Here is a 15,665-nt window from a genome sequence, read left to right on the forward strand (position 1 = left end):
TTCGTGATTGGCGTTGAACGTGCCCCTGTGGATGCCGCTGCCGGGCGGTATCTGGATTTGCTTTGGCACGACCCGAATGCGCGGGCCTGCCATCAAAAACAGGATCATTTGAAAAATGGCCACATACGACATCCTGATTGCCGATGATCACCCTCTTTTTCGTAGCGCACTGCATCAAGCGGTGACGATGGGCCTTGGCCCGGATGTACGCATGGTAGAAGTGGCGAGCATCGCCGAGCTGGAAACCCGCCTGACCGAAAAGGCTGACTGGGATCTGGTGCTGCTGGACCTGAACATGCCGGGTGCTTTCGGGTTTTCCGGGCTGGTGATGCTGCGCGGCCAATACCCGCAGATTCCGGTGGTGATGGTTTCGGCCCAGGAAGAAGCCTCGGTGATGGTCAAGTCCCGGGAATTCGGCGCCAGTGGCTTCATTCCCAAGTCCAGCGACCTGAGCGTGATTCAGGAAGCGGTGCGCAAAGTGCTGGATGGCGACGTGTTCTGGCCGCCCCAGGCATTCGAGGCGGTCAGCGTTTCGGATGAAGCCAAGGCCGCCAGCGATGGCCTTGCGAGCCTGACACCGCAGCAGTTCCGGGTGTTGACCATGGTCTGCGAAGGCTTGCTGAACAAGCAGATCGCCTACGAGCTGAGTGTGTCGGAAGCGACCATCAAGGCCCACGTCACAGCGATTTTCCGCAAGTTGAACGTGCGGACCCGGACCCAGGCAGCTTTACTGCTGCAACAACTTGAGTCAATTCCGAGCCAGTAAGCACTGGCGTCTTCACGCTTTTTTGACTTTCGTTGCTCTAGCTTCCCCACTTCCTTTCGGTCGGTTATCTACTTTATGTCACCTTTCAAGGGCCAGACGGGCCTGAAACGCATCCTCAATGCATCCGGTTATTCGCTGGACGGCTTGCGCGCCGCCTTCACCGGCGAAGCCGCTTTCCGCCAATTGGTACTGCTTAACGTGGTGCTGATTCCGCTGACGTTTTTCCTCAATGTCAGCCGGGTCGAGCAGGCGCTGCTGATCGCGGTGTGCCTGCTGGCGCTGATCGTCGAGCTGTTGAATTCGGCGGTGGAGGCGGCTATCGACCGCATTTCGCTGGAGTTGCACCCGCTGTCCAAGAACGCCAAGGACATGGGCAGTGCCGCACAATTTGTGGCACTGAGCATGATCGCTCTGGTGTGGGCGGTGATTCTGCTTTAAGCAATGCTCGGCAGAACGATCTCGTCGCTGCGCTGGACCCCGGCGGTGAAGGCGCGGCACAGATCGAGGAATTCGCGCATGGCGGAGGTTTGGTACTTCTGTTTGTGCCAGATGAAATAGAACTGCCGCGCCAGATCCAGATCCGGCGTCTCCACCGGCACCAGGCTGCCGCGCCGGAAGGCGTCACGCAGCGCCAGGCGCGAAATGCAGCCAATCCCCAGACCTGATTCCACCGCGCGTTTGATCGCTTCGGTGTGTTCCAGCTCCAGCCGGATGTTCAGCGCGCTGCGGTGATGCCGCATCGCCTGATCGAACGTCAGGCGCGTCCCCGAACCCTGTTCCCGCAAAATCCACGCTTCATGGGTCAGTTCCTCCATGGTCGCGCTGCCGCGTTTGGCCAACGGATGTTGTGGGGCGCAGAACACCACCAATTCATCCTCGACCCAGCTCTGTACTTCGATGTCCGGGTGGCTGCAATCGCCCTCGATTAGACCCAGATCAATTTCGTAATGCGCCACTTGTTGCACGATATTGGCAGTGTTCTGCACATGCAGCTTTACCTGACTTTCCGGGTGGCGCTGCATGAAACCGCCGATCAGCAGCGTCGCCAGGTAATTGCCGATGGTCAGGGTCGCGCCCACCGACAGTGAGCCGAAACCGGATTTGCCGTTGAGCAGGTCTTCGATTTCCTTGGCCTGATCGAGCAGGGCCACCGCTTGCGGCAACAACTGTTTGCCGAGGGCGTTGAGGCTCAGGCGTTTGCCGGCGCGATCGAACAGCTGGCAGCTGGACTGGCGCTCCAATTCGGTGATGGACGTGCTGGCGGCCGATTGCGACAGGTTGAGCAGACCCGCAGCACGGGACACGCTTTCCTGCTGGGCGACGGCGACGAAGACTTGCAGTTGACGAAGAGTAAATCGCATATCGATATAACCGATAACCCTTATCTTAATAATCCAGTTAACAGATATTGTCGGCGCTATTAGAATGCGATGCAATTGCGCACCGTCGGCATTCTTCAACACGAGCCGGGCAGGCGCAGATCAATCTCCAGGAGTCCCACGTACATGAGCAACATGAACCACGAGCGTGTCCTCAGTGTTCATCACTGGAACGACACTCTGTTCAGCTTCAAGTGCACCCGCGATCCGGGCCTGCGCTTCGAGAACGGTCAGTTCGTGATGATCGGCCTGCAACAGCCAAACGGCCGCCCGCTTATGCGCGCTTACTCGATCGCCAGCCCGAACTGGGAAGAGCATCTCGAGTTCTTCAGCATCAAGGTGCAGGACGGTCCGCTGACCTCCCAGCTGCAGCACCTGAAGGAAGGCGATGAGATCATCATCTCGAAAAAACCGACCGGCACCCTGGTGCTGGACGACCTGAACCCGGGCAAGCATTTGTATCTGCTGAGCACCGGCACCGGTCTGGCGCCGTTCATGAGCGTGATCCAGGACCCGGAAACCTACGAGCGCTTCGAGAAAGTGATCCTGGTTCACGGTGTTCGTTACGTCAACGAAGTCGCCTACCGCGAATTCATCACCGAGCACCTGCCGCAGAACGAGTTCTTCGGCGAAGCGCTGCGTGACAAGCTGATCTACTACCCGACCGTGACTCGCGAGCCGTTCGAAAATCAGGGCCGTCTGACCGACCTGATGCGCAGCGGCAAGCTGTTCAGCGACATCGGTCTGCCACCGATCAACCCGCAGGACGACCGCGCGATGATCTGCGGCAGCCCGAGCATGCTCGACGAGACCAGCGAAGTGCTCGACAGCTTCGGCCTGAAGATCTCGGCGCGCATGCGCGAGCCGGGTGACTACCTGATCGAGCGTGCATTCGTCGAGAAATAATCCCGACGATGCCGATAGAAAAGCCCGCGTTGCCTGAGAAGGCAGCGCGGGCTTTTTCGTTTTCGCGATTCAGTCAGCGGCGGGAATCACTTCCAGGACGCGGATCTGCTCCGGCGTCGGGTAGTGCCAGCGCACATCCAGATCCCAGAACTGCGCGCCGTATTCGCGTTCGGGCGCGGGCGTCTGATAGGCCGGGCGCGGATCCTGGGCCAGGCATTGCTCGATCAGCTCGACCAGGGGCTCGGCCAGGCGCTGAGCGTGCGTATGCGCCTGTTGCAGCGCCGTGTCCGTCCACTGCACGTCGATCAGTTGCGGCGCGGCACTGGCGATGCTGTTGGAGGCGTCAGCAATGATGTCGGCGTAGGGCACGTAGGGTTTGATGTCGAGAATCGGCGTGCCGTCCAGCAGGTCGATGCCGGAGATGAACAGGCGATTGGCCTCGACCTTGTCCAGTTTCACCACTGACTGGCCGATGCCGTTCGGCCGATGCGTGGCGCGAGTGGCGAATACGCCCATGGACTTGTTGCCACCGAGGCGCGGGGGGCGAACCTTGAGGCGCGGCTTGTCTTCCAGCGCCTGATGGAACAGGAACAGCAGCCAGACATGACTGACCTGCTCCAGTCCCTGCACCGCATCGCCCTGATCGAACGGCGCCACCAGTTCCAGCACGCCACGGGCGGCGGGGGCCAGTTGCGGCTGGCGCGGGATGGCGAACTTCTCCTTGAAGCAGGAGCGGACGAAGCCGATGGGGGAGACGCTGTAAGTCATGGTGTGCATTCGAAGCGGAGCAGGGCGGGCATGATAACCCGGCAGGCTTGAAGTCTGGTGCTGATAGATCTGGCCTCTTCGCGAGCCTGCTCGCGATAGCCGCACCGCCGATATCAGAGGCTAAACCCGCCATCCAGCGGAATGACATTCCCGGTCATGTACGCCCCGGCAGTACTCGCCAGGCTGATCGCCAGCGCCGCCATTTCCTCTTCGCGACCCCAGCGTTTCATCGGAATCAGCGCGGTGTCTTCGGCCAGCGCCTGCTGGTCGCTGCCGATGTGCTGGGTCATCTTGCTCGGGAAACGCCCCGGTGCGATGACGTTGACGTTGATGTGCTGGCTCACCAGTTCTCGGGCGAGAATCCGCGACAGTTGATGCAGGGCCGCTTTGCTCGGTCCGTAGGCGTAGGCCTGTTCGCCGAAGGAAGAAATCCCCGCCACCGAACCGATGTTGATGATCCGCGCCGGATTGGCCGCCGACCCGGATTGGCGCAACAAGGGCAGAAATTGCTGGATGCAACTGAACACCGAGGTCACGTTGAGCTGCATGACTTTCTCCCAGCCCTTGACCGGATAGCTCTCCAGCGGCGCGCCCCAGGTGGTGCCGGCGTTGTTCACCAGAATGTCCAGATGGGTGATCTGCTCGCCCAATCGTGCGGCCAGCTCTTTCACGCCTTCTTCGGTCGCCAGATTCGCCGCCATGCCCTGACAAGTGCCCAGGGCACTGAGTTCTTCAGCGGTTTGATGACAGGCTTCCGCGTCACGGGAACAGACGTATACGCGGGCGCCGGCCTCGACAAAGGCCTTGGCGATCATTTTGCCGATACCACGGGTGCCGCCGGTCACCAGGGCGGTGCGGCCTTGCAGGGAGAAATACGGGTGCATGGCGAATCCTGAGGGCTAGGGGTTCAGTACACCCTAGTCGTCGGCCGCGAAAAGCGGAGCCACTATTTTTCGAGGGAATGGAGGGGCATGCATGAAAACGGCGACCGAAGTCGCCGTGATCGAATGGGTCAACCGCGAACGCGCAGGGTCAGGCCCTTGAGGAAGTTGCGCAGCAACTGATCGCCGCACGGGCGGTAGTTGGTGTGGCCGACCTTGCGGAACAATGCGCTCAGCTCAGGCTTGGACACCGGGAACTCGGCAGCCTTGAGGATCGCGTGCATGTCGTCTTCCTTCAGTTCGAAGGCCACGCGCAGCTTTTTCAGGATGATGTTGTTGGTCACCGGCACTTCGATCGGCAGCGGCGGACGGCTTTCGTCCTTGCCGCGCTTGAAGATCACCAGGCCGTCGAGGAAGTGCGCGATGACTTCGTCCGGGCAGCGCACAAAACCTTCTTCGTCTTCTTCCTTCTTGTCGAGGTACGTCACGACATCAGCCAGCGTGACGTCCAGGCCGCCGAGTTTGATGATCTCGACCACTTTCTTGTCGCTGATGTCGAGCATGTAGCGCACGCTGCGCAGAACGTCGTTGTGAACCATGTGTGCAATCCTGATCTTTTCGCTGTGGGCATCGCGCGGACGCGATGCCGGAAATGTAGGGTGGCTTGCGAGCCTTAGAATTTCTCTTTGCCGGACAGGTAGCGCCATTGTCCGACCGGCACCTTGCCAATGGACACGCCGCCGATGCGGATGCGGCGGATGCCGATCACCTTCAGGCCGACCGCTTCGCAGAACTGGGCGATGATCCCCGGCTGCGGGTTCTTCATGGCGAAGCGCAGACGGTTTTCGTTCTGCCAGCTGGCCTTGACCGGCGGCAGCTCCTTGCCCTTGTGGGTGAGGCCGTGCTGCAGGCGATTGAGACCGTGGGCAACCATGTCGCCTTCGACTTCGACCACGTATTCCTGCTCGATCTTGGCCGCGTCGGCGGTGAGCTTGCGCAGCACCTTCCAGTCCTGGGTGAACACCAGCAGGCCGCTGGCCTTGGGTTGCAGGTCGGCGCTGGCGGTCAGGCGCAGGAAGTGCCCGCGCAGCGGACGCTTGCCGTAGCGGTGTTCTTCGCTGAGGGTTTCGGCGTTCAGCGACTGCATGGCGCTGTCGACATCCATGCCCGCCGGCACGTTGAGCAGGATAGTCACCGGCTCTGGCGCGGTGGCCTTGGCGTCCTTGTCGAGCTCGACTTTCTGGTCGCCGACCTTGAACTGCGGCTCGTCGATGACTTCGCCGTCCACGGTGACCCAGCCGCCCTCGATGAACAGCTCGGCCTCCCGGCGGGAGCAACCGACCAGCTCGATGAGGCGTTTGGAGAGGCGAATCGGGTCAGTCATGACAGGGGCCGTAACAAAAAAGGGGTGGGCATTGTACCTGCCTGGGGCCGGTTAAGCCCGATTGCATTTGCGCCGTGTGGCTTTTAGCCGCGTATCGCGCGCTGCTCCGGTTGTTTCAGACGCATATGCAACAACGGATACGGCTGGCCCATGCCATCGACTTCCGAGCGGCCAATCACCTCGAACCCTTGCTTGAAGTAAAACCCCAGGGCCTGCGGATTCTGCTCGTTGACGTCCAGTTCGTCGGCGTTCAGGTGTTCCATGGCGTACTTCAGCAGTTTCTTGCCAAGGCCCTGGCCGCGATGAGCCGGGTCGATGAACAGCATTTCGATCTTGCCCGCCGCGACACCGGCAAACCCGGTGATGCGCTGGTGGCTGTCCCGGGTGCAGATCAGCATCACCGCATCGAGGTAGCGGGTCAGCACCAGACTCTTCAGCAGCTCGATGTAGGATTCCGGCAGGAAATCGTGGGTCGCACGGACCGAGGCCTCCCAGACCCGGGTCAGTTCCTGGTAATCGCTGAGTTTCGGCGTGTGGATGACCGAATGCTGACGCATGCCCGATAGCCTCTTTGTCATGGATGAGGGAGTCCTTCCCCTCACAAACTCTAGCCGTAAAAAAGCCCCGCATCTCGTAAAAGAGAGCGGGGCTTTCTGTATTTTTCGCGCTTAGATCTGTTCGGCCCAGAGGTCGTATTCGTCGGCGTCGGTCACCTTGCACCAGACCTTGTCGCCCGGCTTGAGGTTGCTGCCGTTGTCGATGAACACGTTGCCGTCGATTTCCGGGGCATCGAAGAAGCAGCGGCCGACCGCGCCTTGCTCGTCGACTTCGTCCACCAGCACTTCGATTTCACGGCCGATGCGCATTTGCAGGCGCGCCGAGCTGATGGCCTGCTGGTGCGCCATGAAGCGCTCCCAGCGATCCTGCTTGACGTCGTCCGGAACGATGTCGAGGTTCAGGTCATTGGCCGGCGCGCCTTCGACCGGCGAGTACTGGAAGCAGCCGACGCGGTCGAGCTGGGCTTCGGTCAGCCAGTCCAACAGGTACTGGAAGTCTTCTTCGGTTTCGCCCGGGAAGCCGACGATGAAGGTCGAACGGATGATCAGGTCCGGGCAGATTTCGCGCCAGTTCTTGATCCGCGCCAGGGTCTTGTCTTCGAACGCCGGGCGTTTCATCGACTTCAGGACTTTCGGGCTGGCGTGCTGGAACGGGATGTCCAGGTACGGCAGGATCTTGCCGGCGGCCATCAGCGGGATCAGCTCGTCGACGTGCGGGTACGGGTAAACGTAGTGCAGACGGACCCAGACGCCGAGGGTGCTCAGCGCTTCGCACAGTTCAGTCATGCGGGTTTTCACCGGCGCGCCGTTCCAGAAACCGGTGCGGTATTTGACGTCAACGCCGTAGGCGCTGGTGTCCTGGGAAATCACCAGCAGTTCCTTCACGCCGGATTTGACCAGGCGCTGGGCTTCGTCGAGCACGTCGCCCACCGGACGGCTGACCAGTTTGCCGCGCATCGACGGGATGATGCAGAAGCTGCAGCTGTGGTTGCAGCCTTCGGAAATCTTCAGGTATGCGTAGTGACGCGGGGTCAGCTTGATGCCTTGCGGCGGCACCAGGTCGATCAGCGGGTTGTGATCCTGCTTCGGCGGCACGACTTCGTGCACGGCGTTGACCACTTGCTCGTACTGCTGCGGACCGGTGACGGCCAGCACGCTCGGGTGCACGTCACGGATGTTGCCTTCTTCCACGCCCATGCAGCCGGTCACGATGACCTTGCCGTTTTCCTTGATCGCTTCACCGATGACTTCCAGCGATTCGGCCTTGGCCGAGTCAATGAAGCCGCAGGTGTTGACCACGACCACGTCGGCGTCCTGATAGGTGGACACCACGTCATAGCCTTCCATGCGCAGCTGGGTCAGGATGCGCTCGGAGTCGACCAGTGCTTTCGGGCAACCCAGAGAAACGAAGCCAACCTTTGGATTGGCCGGCGCAGGAGTGGTGGACATGTCTAACCTCGGTGTTTTGTGACATCGATTACCTGACTCAGGAACCGACGGACGGGCGCTTAAGGCGCGCCTCTGATCAAAAAGTGCGCAATTCTAGCGACGAGCAGCGCACTTGACCAGCTTTATGCAGGGAAATACGACGAGTGCTGCGCTATGCTTCGCGCCGTTGCGCTTTACTGAATTTTTACAGTCAAGAAAACGTCTGTTACAGGGCGTAAAAACGCGCATGCTGCACACAAAGCATAGTGCTTCATATAAGAAGCCGGTCTGGGAATCAGGAGTGTTGGATGGGTCAGGCAAGTAGTCACGCGGCAGGCGCCGAAGGTTCGGCCACCAAGCCGCTGAGCATGCTGGTCGCGGCGGTCGGGGTAGTTTACGGCGACATCGGCACGAGCCCGTTGTACACCCTCAAAGAAGTGTTTTCCGGCGCTTACGGTGTGCCCGTCAATCACGACGGGGTGCTCGGCATTCTGTCGCTGATTTTCTGGTCGCTGATCTGGGTCGTTTCAATCAAGTACATGATGTTCGTCCTGCGCGCCGACAACCAGGGCGAAGGCGGGATCATGGCGCTCACCGCGCTGGCGCGGCGGGCAGCGGCGGGGCGCAAGCGATTGCGTACGTTGCTGGTGGTCTGCGGGCTGATCGGCGCGGCGCTGTTCTATGGCGACAGCATGATCACCCCGGCGATTTCCGTGCTCTCGGCCATTGAAGGTCTGGGCCTGGCCTTCGACGGCATCGACCACTGGGTGGTGCCGCTGTCGCTGGTGGTACTGGTGGCGCTGTTTCTGATCCAGAAACACGGCACGGCGCGGATCGGTATTCTGTTCGGGCCGATCATGGTCACCTGGTTCCTGGTGCTCGGCGCCCTCGGCGTGTACGGCATCAGCCACACCCCGGAAGTGCTGCACGCGATGAATCCTGTGTGGGCGGTGCGGTTCTTCACCGTCCATCCGGGCATGGGCGTGGCGATCCTCGGCGCCGTGGTGCTGGCGCTGACCGGTGCCGAAGCGCTGTACGCCGACATGGGCCACTTCGGTCGCAAGCCGATTGCCCGTGCGTGGTTCCTGCTGGTGCTGCCGGCGCTGGTGCTGAACTACTTCGGTCAGGGCGCCTTGCTGCTGGAGAACCCGGACGCCGCGCGCAACCCGTTCTACCTGCTGGCCCCGAGCTGGGCGCTGATTCCGCTGGTCGGTCTGTCGACCCTGGCTACGGTGATTGCCTCCCAGGCCGTGATTTCCGGCGCGTTCTCCCTGACCCGTCAGGCGATCCAGCTCGGTTACATCCCGCGCATGTACATCCAGCACACCTCCAGCGACGAGCAGGGCCAGATCTACATCGGTGCCGTGAACTGGTCGCTGATGGTCGGCGTCGTGTTGCTGGTGATCGGCTTCGAATCCTCCGGCGCCCTGGCCTCGGCCTACGGCGTGGCTGTCACTGGCACCATGCTGATGACCACGATTCTGGTGTCGGCAGTCATGTTGCTGCTGTGGAAATGGCCACCGATTCTGGCGGTGCCGGTGCTGCTCGGCTTCCTCCTGGTGGACGGTCTGTACTTTGCCGCCAACGTGCCGAAGATCGTCCAGGGCGGTGCCTTCCCGGTGATCGCCGGTATCGCGCTGTTCGTGCTGATGACCACCTGGAAACGCGGCAAGCAACTGCTGGTCGAGCGCCTCGACGAAGGCGCGCTGCCGCTGCCGATCTTCATCAGCAGCATCCGCGTCCAGCCACCGCACCGCGTCCAGGGCACCGCCGTGTTCCTCACCGCCCGCTCCGACGCGGTGCCGCACGCGCTGTTGCACAACCTGCTGCACAATCAGGTGCTGCATGAGCAAGTGGTGCTGCTGACGGTGGTTTACGAAGACATCCCGCGCGTCCCGCCATCGCGCCGCTTCGAAGTCGAAGCCCACGGCGAAGGCTTCTTCCGGGTGATCCTGCACTTCGGCTTCACTGACGAACCGGACGTGCCGCAGGCGCTGAAGCTGTGCCATCTGGATGATCTGGACTTCAGCCCGATGCGCACCACCTACTTCCTCAGCCGCGAAACGGTCATCGCCTCGAAACTCGAAGGCATGGCCCGTTGGCGTGAAGCGCTGTTTGCGTTCATGTTGAAGAATGCCAACGGCAACCTGCGGTTCTTCAATCTGCCGCTGAACAGGGTGATTGAGTTGGGGACGCAGGTGGAGATGTAAACCGGCGTCATCAAAAAGCCCCCGTCAGCTTTGCGGCTGGCGGGGGCTTTTTCGTTTTTGCGCCGTTACATGCTTTCTGGCAGCTCTGCCTCAGATTCGGTCTTCGTTCGCGCAGGTCGCGGCATCAGGGCCTTCATCACGTCGTCGACCAAGGCCTTGCCGATTATCGTCAGGTAATGCGCGGCCCAGGCGTGGCGGTCGCTTTCCTTGTCGTAGGCGGCGTCCTCGGCGAAGGATTTGGCGAGGAACAACAGGTCTGAAGCCTGGGACAGTGCTTCGACGATGGGGACGCCGGAGCGAACGTTGAGTAACGCCTGATCCGAGCTGTAGAGGAAAGAGGTGAAACCGATGGTTGTGAGGTCTGCGGGGGACGGCGATTTCGTTTCGGTCATGGTGCTACTCCTTGGTTCGAGGAGCTGCGACTTCCGTTACCACACGAAAGGGAGGCAGCTGTACGCAGGGTGGTAAACCGGGAACCAAGGAAACCGGCACGCCCGAAGGCGTCCCACGCACAGCTGCCATAACTCGAGATCACAGACATGAAAGTGCCTGTGATTTAGATGAGGGCGCTGTTGCGCTGGTTTGTCCGGGTTACCACACCCGATCACTGAAGGGTCAGCGACCTCTGGAGAGTATCCCGTCGAAAAACAGCGCAACAGGGCGGCAAAGTGCCCAAACACAAGATTAGGAGTTTGCCTACAAGGTATGCGGACGTCATCTGATATTGCGACACCGCAAGTAAGCGAAACTATGCGTCGGACAGAATCAGTGCGCTAAGCAGGTGTTGATTCTTCAATGAGCTGCGCTTAGCAACTGTCCTTTGTCCGAGGACTGAGGACCGTTCGAGTGACGGGCGACATTCTTGGAGAAGGGTGCTCATGAAAAAATGTTTGAAACAAGAAAGGCTGGATGAGCTCGAAACTCTTCGGGTTGAAGCGGCAGCCAAGGCACGATTGAGCAATTTCGATCCGGCTCAAGCGATCAGTCATGACGACATGCGGGCGAGGTACGCCCAGGAAACGCTGACAGTTAACTGAGTTCCGCGTGGCTCTTCGTTGGAGCTCCGGGAATGAAAAAGCCCTCGCAACCGTGAGATTGCGAGGGCTTTTTATCAGGTGCGCTTCAGATCACTCTTCCGCCACCTGCGCCGTGTTCTGGCGCTTCTCGATCAAGTCCACCAAACGCTTGGCCAGCGCCGGGTAGTTCTCGTCGAAGTGATGGCCGCCGGGCAGTTTCACTGCTTCGCCCACCGCCGTCTTGTCGGTGCAACCGCTTTCATCCGTCTCTTCTTCACCGTAGATGCACACGACCTTGGCCGGTGGCAGCTTGGCCATTTCCGGGCCGGTGGCGGCTTCTTTGCCGGCGTTGCCGAGCCAGCCTTCGACTTCGATTTCGAAGCTGCCGGTGCGGGCGAAGGCCAGCAGGATGATTGCGTCGACGCGTTGCTGCTCGGTTTCCGGCAGGCGGTTGTAGATGGCCGGGAGGACGTCGGCGCCGAACGAGTAGCCGGTCAGGATGAAGCGCTTGGTGCCCCATTTCTGGCGGTAGTGCTGCATCAGTTCGGTCAGGTCCAGCGCGCTCTGTTCCGGGCTCTTGTGCTGCCAGTAGTAGCGCAGGGTGTCGATGCCGACGACCGGGTAGCCGATCTTGGCCATTTCTCCGGCCACGTCGCGGTCCAGATCTCGCCAGCCGCCGTCACCGGACAGGAATAGGGTGACAGTGTCCTTGGCCTGGCCGGCCGGGACTTCCACCACCGGGATCTGCAGGCCGCCGTTGGCCTTGTCGCCGCCGACGAGGATCTTGCGCAGTTCGTTGTTCAGCACTTGCGGCAGGTTGATGTCGTAGTCGCTGATGCTGGTTTCGGCGTTCGGTTGGTCGCGCACGAAACCGGCGCTGGTGTCGTCCGGGTTGTCGTTCCAGGCCACCAGCCAGTGGCCGTGGGCGGCGGCTTTCGGCAGCAGGTGGGTGCAGCCGGGTTTTTCCAGGGCCAGGTCGACGGAGACGGCCTGGGCCTTGTCGTCCTTCTGTTCGGACAGCCAGCGCCATGCCAGCACCGCGCCGGGGCCGATGCCGCTGACCAGGGTCGCCGGGCCGTTCAGTTCGCGCAGGCCGGCTTGCAGGGCGCGGCTTTGCAGCAGGCAGTCCTTGGGCAGGATCACCTGGACAATCTGCGCCGAGGCGCTGCGGCTCAGGGTGGTCAGTTGCTTGTCACTGAGCTTCTGGTCGTCGTTGACCGCCACCAGCACCTGAGCCTTGGGCTTGGTGCCGGGGATGACCCGGGTCATGGCAGCACCGTCGGCCGGGGTGAGCTGTTCGAGGGTCGGTTCCGGTGCCGGGCGTTTGAGGTACCAGAAACCGCCACCGGCAATCGCGGCCAGCACCAGCAGTGCGACCAGGATGTACTTCAGGGAGCGTTGAATCATCAGCGTTTCACCAATCCAGTCAAGCCGCCCGCGATCAGGGCAGCAGTGTCGGCCAGCGCCACCAGCGGATCCAGTCCGGCGGGCACGGCCATATAACGGGGTTCCCAGTCAGGCTGGAACTTGTCTTTGAAGCGGCGCAAGCCTTGGAAGTTGTACAGCTGCTCACCACGGCGGAAAACCATCGAGCCCAGACGCTGGGTCAGTGGTGCCCCGCGCCGGGGTTGCAACCCCGACAGCGGCACCATGCCCAGGCTGAAGCGCGCGTATCCGTGACTCTTATAGTGTTGAATCAGACCGACCATCATGAATTCCATGGTCAGCTTGGGGGCGTCCGGGTGCGCACGCATCAGGTCGAGGCTGGCCAGGTCATGGCTGTAGGTCTCGAGCAGGTTGGCGAACGCCACCGGACGCCCTTCGAAGCGAATCACCGCGATGCGGAAATGCTTCAGGTAGTCGTCGCTGAAACGGCCGAGAGAGAAGCCTTTCTCGCGCACGTTCTTGCCGGTCAGCCAGGCATCGGAAATCACCTTGAGCTCATCCATCGGCGCCTGGCCCGGCTCATGGATCTCCAGCGACAGGCCGTCACGGGTGCCACGGTTCCAGGTGTAGCGCAGGTCCTTCATCTCCTTGCCCTTGGCTTCCAGGTCAAAGCGATGCAGATCGACCCGGGCTTCCTCGCCCAGCTTGATCGCGGTCAGGCCGATGTCCATGTAGTACGGCAGGTTTTCGGCGCGCACCTGATAGAACACCGGACGGGCGTGATGGATGTCGCACAGGTCGCGGAACTGCCAGATCATCTCGGCCCGTTGCTGGCCAGGGCCGATCGGGTCGTACAGGGCCACCAGACTGCGGCCGCGGCGGGCGTACATCAGGAAGGCTTCGTCGTTGGGATGAAACAGCAGCGCCTTGTCACCGGTCAGGGCGAGGCCGCCGTCCGGTTGCGAGGAGGCCATCAGAATCTTCGAGGCGCGTTCCAGCTCATCGGGTGTCGGCAGATGGATCACCGGGCGAGCGGTGCGCAGCAGCCAGGTCAGGGCGATCACCAGCAGCAGCACGGCGGCGCCGAGCAGCGAGCGCAGGCCGCGCGGGGCGTCGGCGTCGAGGGTGAACTGCCACCACAGTTGATGGCTGTACGGAACGTCCTGATAAGCGAACAGCAGCAGCCAGGTCGAAGCACCGAGTACGCACAGGCTGGCCACCAGATACAGCGGCGAGAACGGCAGTTCGGTCAGACGGCTCGGACGGTAGAACGAGCGACGGAACACCCCCAGCAGCGCGGCGGTGAGGGTCATCAGGGTCGCTTCTTCCCAGTCGAAACCCTTGAGTAGCGAGAGCAGGGCGCCCACCAGCAACAGAATGGTGGTCAGCATCCACGCCGCCGACAACCGGCGACGCAAGCCCTGGGCGAGCATCAGGCACAGCACGCCGATCAGGCTGGCGCCAAAGTGCGAGGCGTCGACCAGGCGGTGAGGAATCAGAAAGCCGATGTGTTCCAGACGGGTGTCGATCTCTGGCGTCGCGCCGGAAAATAGCAAAACCACACCGGACAGGAACACCAGCACCGCGAGAATCGGTGCTGCCAGACCGGAAGCCGCACGCATGGTCTGCGACTGGAACAGGCGCTGGCCTTCGTTGAGCAGCAACAGCACGCAGGCCACCAGCAACGGCAGCACCACGTAGATCAGGCGATAAAGAAGCAGGGCGGCAGCCAGTGGAGCGGCGCCGAGCTTGTCGGCGAACGCCGCGAGCAGAATCGCTTCGAAGACCCCCACGCCACCCGGAACGTGACTGAGTACGCCCGCCGCCAGCGCCAACAGATAAACCAGCAGGAACGCACCGAAGGGCGGCGCTTCCGGCAGCAGCAGATAAAGGACGGTCGCAGCGGCGGCGACGTCGAGGGCGGTGATGACTAGTTGCAGGAAGGTCAGGCGGCGACCCGGCAGACGCAGGGTGCGACGACCGGCCCGAACCAGCAGGTTGTCCGGGTAAGGTTGTTCCGGCAGGCGACGGCGATAGATGCCGATAGCCAGGATCGCGCCGAGCAGCAGCACCACGCCGGCAATCGTCCCCAACAAGGTCTCGGACAAACCCAATGCCTGCGATGCCGCAGGCAGGTTGCTCAAGGTCGCCAGCGCAGCCAGCGGCGGCAGGGCACAGCCCAGCGACAGGCTGGCAAACAGGGTCATGTGCGCAACTTCGGAAGCGCCCAGGCCATGCCGTGCATATAAACGGTAACGCACCGAACCGCCGGACAGCATCGACAGGCCGATGGCGTTGCCGATGGCAAACGCGGTGAAGCCGCCAAGGGCCAGAACTTTCGGTGCCAGCGTCACGCGGGCGTAACGACTGGCCGACCATTCATAGCCGAGCAGAATGATGAAGCCGACGAATGTCGCACCGAGGGCGCCGAGCAGGGCGGGTTTCGGCACGTCGAGAATCGAGTCGTGCAGGGCGTCGAGATCGAGTTCGCTGAGCAGATGGCGACAGGCAATCAGCGCGATGGCGAACAGCAGCAAAGTAACCGCCAGACCGATCGGTTGCCGGTATTTGCTGATCCGATCCAGCAGGCGCAGACGCTCAGGCTTGATCGGTGGGGTCGCTGTGACGGTGTCTTGTGAATCAGACGAGTTGGCGCGCATCAATCACCTCTTGGATTGTGCGCGACAGGATGGAGGTATCCAGCCAAGTAACCAATCCCTGTAGAAAAAAATAATCACAAAATACTACGCCTCTCACCGGGTATCGGCGAGGGCAGCTCCTGGATTGCAGATGCCTTGTCCGCGACTCAAGCATAGTCGCAACTCGGCGGGTCTGAAGATCCTGAACGGTTCACTGCACAGTGACAGATCATTGTTGCGAAAGGACTTTTTCCACAGATACAAAAAAGGCCACTCTTTCGAGTAGCCTTTTTTGATGTTTGGTTGCGGGAGCCGGATTTGAACCGACGACCTTCGGGTTATGAG

General features: G+C 61.4%; 15 protein-coding genes. 5 read left to right on the top strand and 10 right to left on the bottom strand.

The genetic code is table 11. The features are described from left to right. Positions 1 to 115: 115 nt before the first annotated feature. Both erdR and ACTJK9_RS19985 read left to right on the top strand, forming a co-directional pair. On the top strand, positions 116 to 766 hold the full coding sequence (gene erdR / locus ACTJK9_RS19980) for a response regulator transcription factor ErdR (RefSeq protein WP_007954938.1): 651 nt from the start codon (positions 116 to 118) through the stop codon (positions 764 to 766). Between the two features lie 75 nt (positions 767 to 841). Then, the gene (locus ACTJK9_RS19985) at positions 842 to 1,204 is read left to right on the top strand and encodes a diacylglycerol kinase (protein WP_003222276.1); all 363 of its coding nucleotides are present in this window, start codon (positions 842 to 844) and stop codon (positions 1,202 to 1,204) included. Here the strand turns inward: ACTJK9_RS19985 and ACTJK9_RS19990 are convergent. Continuing rightward, positions 1,201 to 2,127 (bottom strand): LysR family transcriptional regulator, encoded by a 927-nt coding sequence (locus ACTJK9_RS19990; protein WP_011332748.1) that lies wholly within the window; start codon positions 2,125 to 2,127, stop codon positions 1,201 to 1,203. The two genes, ACTJK9_RS19985 and ACTJK9_RS19990, sit on opposite strands and share 4 nt — an antisense overlap. Positions 2,128 to 2,271: 144 nt before the next feature. On the opposite strand from ACTJK9_RS19990, the gene fpr reads away from it, so the two are divergent. Further along, positions 2,272 to 3,051 carry a ferredoxin-NADP reductase gene (gene fpr / locus ACTJK9_RS19995; protein ID WP_007908723.1) on the top strand — a complete coding sequence of 260 codons (780 nt, stop codon included), beginning with the start codon at positions 2,272 to 2,274 and terminating at the stop codon, positions 3,049 to 3,051. Between the two features lie 69 nt (positions 3,052 to 3,120). Here fpr and tsaA read toward each other — a convergent pair whose 3' ends face one another. The 6 genes from tsaA to rimO all read right to left on the bottom strand — a co-directional run bounded on the left by tsaA (position 3,121) and on the right by rimO (position 8,090). Continuing rightward, positions 3,121 to 3,819 carry a tRNA (N6-threonylcarbamoyladenosine(37)-N6)-methyltransferase TrmO gene (tsaA, locus tag ACTJK9_RS20000; RefSeq protein WP_440815657.1) on the bottom strand — a complete coding sequence of 233 codons (699 nt, stop codon included), beginning with the start codon at positions 3,817 to 3,819 and terminating at the stop codon, positions 3,121 to 3,123. 113 nt (positions 3,820 to 3,932) lie between these two features. Then, positions 3,933 to 4,703 (bottom strand): SDR family oxidoreductase, encoded by a 771-nt coding sequence (locus ACTJK9_RS20005; RefSeq protein ID WP_440815659.1) that lies wholly within the window; start codon positions 4,701 to 4,703, stop codon positions 3,933 to 3,935. A gap of 128 nt (positions 4,704 to 4,831) precedes the next feature. Further along, the gene (locus ACTJK9_RS20010) at positions 4,832 to 5,299 is read right to left on the bottom strand and encodes a DUF1456 family protein (RefSeq protein WP_085612338.1); all 468 of its coding nucleotides are present in this window, start codon (positions 5,297 to 5,299) and stop codon (positions 4,832 to 4,834) included. Positions 5,300 to 5,373: 74 nt separating this feature from the next. Continuing rightward, on the bottom strand, positions 5,374 to 6,084 hold the full coding sequence (locus ACTJK9_RS20015; protein ID WP_011332751.1) for an rRNA pseudouridine synthase: 711 nt from the start codon (positions 6,082 to 6,084) through the stop codon (positions 5,374 to 5,376). Positions 6,085 to 6,167: 83 nt separating this feature from the next. Further along, the gene (locus ACTJK9_RS20020; RefSeq protein WP_440815672.1) at positions 6,168 to 6,641 is read right to left on the bottom strand and encodes a GNAT family N-acetyltransferase; all 474 of its coding nucleotides are present in this window, start codon (positions 6,639 to 6,641) and stop codon (positions 6,168 to 6,170) included. A gap of 111 nt (positions 6,642 to 6,752) precedes the next feature. Next, positions 6,753 to 8,090: a 30S ribosomal protein S12 methylthiotransferase RimO gene (gene rimO / locus ACTJK9_RS20025; RefSeq protein WP_007954955.1), complete on the bottom strand. Its 1,338-nt coding sequence runs from the start codon at positions 8,088 to 8,090 to the stop codon at positions 6,753 to 6,755. Between the two features lie 347 nt (positions 8,091 to 8,437). On the opposite strand from rimO, the gene ACTJK9_RS20030 reads away from it, so the two are divergent. Then, the gene (locus ACTJK9_RS20030; RefSeq protein ID WP_371857891.1) at positions 8,438 to 10,279 is read left to right on the top strand and encodes a potassium transporter Kup; all 1,842 of its coding nucleotides are present in this window, start codon (positions 8,438 to 8,440) and stop codon (positions 10,277 to 10,279) included. A 65-nt stretch (positions 10,280 to 10,344) separates the two neighbouring features. Here the strand turns inward: ACTJK9_RS20030 and ACTJK9_RS20035 are convergent, their stop codons facing one another. Further along, the gene (locus ACTJK9_RS20035; RefSeq protein WP_440815664.1) at positions 10,345 to 10,671 is read right to left on the bottom strand and encodes a DUF3077 domain-containing protein; all 327 of its coding nucleotides are present in this window, start codon (positions 10,669 to 10,671) and stop codon (positions 10,345 to 10,347) included. Between the two features lie 486 nt (positions 10,672 to 11,157). Between ACTJK9_RS20035 and ACTJK9_RS20040 the strand changes: the two genes are divergently transcribed. Then, complete coding sequence (locus ACTJK9_RS20040) at positions 11,158 to 11,316, top strand: hypothetical protein (protein ID WP_440815667.1); 159 nt, start codon at positions 11,158 to 11,160, stop codon at positions 11,314 to 11,316. A gap of 90 nt (positions 11,317 to 11,406) precedes the next feature. On the opposite strand, the gene ACTJK9_RS20045 is transcribed toward ACTJK9_RS20040, so the two are convergent. Beyond that, positions 11,407 to 12,702: a virulence factor family protein gene (locus ACTJK9_RS20045; protein WP_074691372.1), complete on the bottom strand. Its 1,296-nt coding sequence runs from the start codon at positions 12,700 to 12,702 to the stop codon at positions 11,407 to 11,409. Further along, a complete protein-coding gene (mprF, locus tag ACTJK9_RS20050; protein ID WP_440815669.1) occupies positions 12,702 to 15,341 on the bottom strand; it encodes a bifunctional lysylphosphatidylglycerol flippase/synthetase MprF in 2,640 nt (879 codons plus the stop codon). The genes ACTJK9_RS20045 and mprF overlap by 1 nt, the downstream gene beginning before the upstream one ends. Between the last annotated feature and the right edge of the window lie 324 nt (positions 15,342 to 15,665).

The organism is Pseudomonas sp. 22082 (genome assembly GCF_052046055.1).
GTDB classification, from domain to species: domain Bacteria; phylum Pseudomonadota; class Gammaproteobacteria; order Pseudomonadales; family Pseudomonadaceae; genus Aquipseudomonas; species Aquipseudomonas pharyngis.

Excerpts from the sequence above, each read along its gene's own strand:
- erdR (WP_007954938.1), top strand. The coding sequence starts at position 116 with ATGGCCACATACGACATCCTGATTGCCGATGATCACCCTCTTTTTCGT.
- ACTJK9_RS19985 (WP_003222276.1), top strand. The coding sequence starts at position 842 with ATGTCACCTTTCAAGGGCCAGACGGGCCTGAAACGCATCCTCAATGCA.
- ACTJK9_RS19990 (WP_011332748.1), bottom strand. The coding sequence starts at position 2,127 with ATGCGATTTACTCTTCGTCAACTGCAAGTCTTCGTCGCCGTCGCCCAG.
- fpr (WP_007908723.1), top strand. The coding sequence starts at position 2,272 with ATGAGCAACATGAACCACGAGCGTGTCCTCAGTGTTCATCACTGGAAC.
- tsaA (WP_440815657.1), bottom strand. The coding sequence starts at position 3,819 with ATGACTTACAGCGTCTCCCCCATCGGCTTCGTCCGCTCCTGCTTCAAG.
- ACTJK9_RS20005 (WP_440815659.1), bottom strand. The coding sequence starts at position 4,703 with ATGCACCCGTATTTCTCCCTGCAAGGCCGCACCGCCCTGGTGACCGGC.
- ACTJK9_RS20010 (WP_085612338.1), bottom strand. The coding sequence starts at position 5,299 with ATGGTTCACAACGACGTTCTGCGCAGCGTGCGCTACATGCTCGACATC.
- ACTJK9_RS20015 (WP_011332751.1), bottom strand. The coding sequence starts at position 6,084 with ATGACTGACCCGATTCGCCTCTCCAAACGCCTCATCGAGCTGGTCGGT.
- ACTJK9_RS20020 (WP_440815672.1), bottom strand. The coding sequence starts at position 6,641 with ATGCGTCAGCATTCGGTCATCCACACGCCGAAACTCAGCGATTACCAG.
- rimO (WP_007954955.1), bottom strand. The coding sequence starts at position 8,090 with ATGTCCACCACTCCTGCGCCGGCCAATCCAAAGGTTGGCTTCGTTTCT.
- ACTJK9_RS20030 (WP_371857891.1), top strand. The coding sequence starts at position 8,438 with ATGCTGGTCGCGGCGGTCGGGGTAGTTTACGGCGACATCGGCACGAGC.
- ACTJK9_RS20035 (WP_440815664.1), bottom strand. The coding sequence starts at position 10,671 with ATGACCGAAACGAAATCGCCGTCCCCCGCAGACCTCACAACCATCGGT.
- ACTJK9_RS20040 (WP_440815667.1), top strand. The coding sequence starts at position 11,158 with ATGAAAAAATGTTTGAAACAAGAAAGGCTGGATGAGCTCGAAACTCTT.
- ACTJK9_RS20045 (WP_074691372.1), bottom strand. The coding sequence starts at position 12,702 with ATGATTCAACGCTCCCTGAAGTACATCCTGGTCGCACTGCTGGTGCTG.
- mprF (WP_440815669.1), bottom strand. The coding sequence starts at position 15,341 with ATGCGCGCCAACTCGTCTGATTCACAAGACACCGTCACAGCGACCCCA.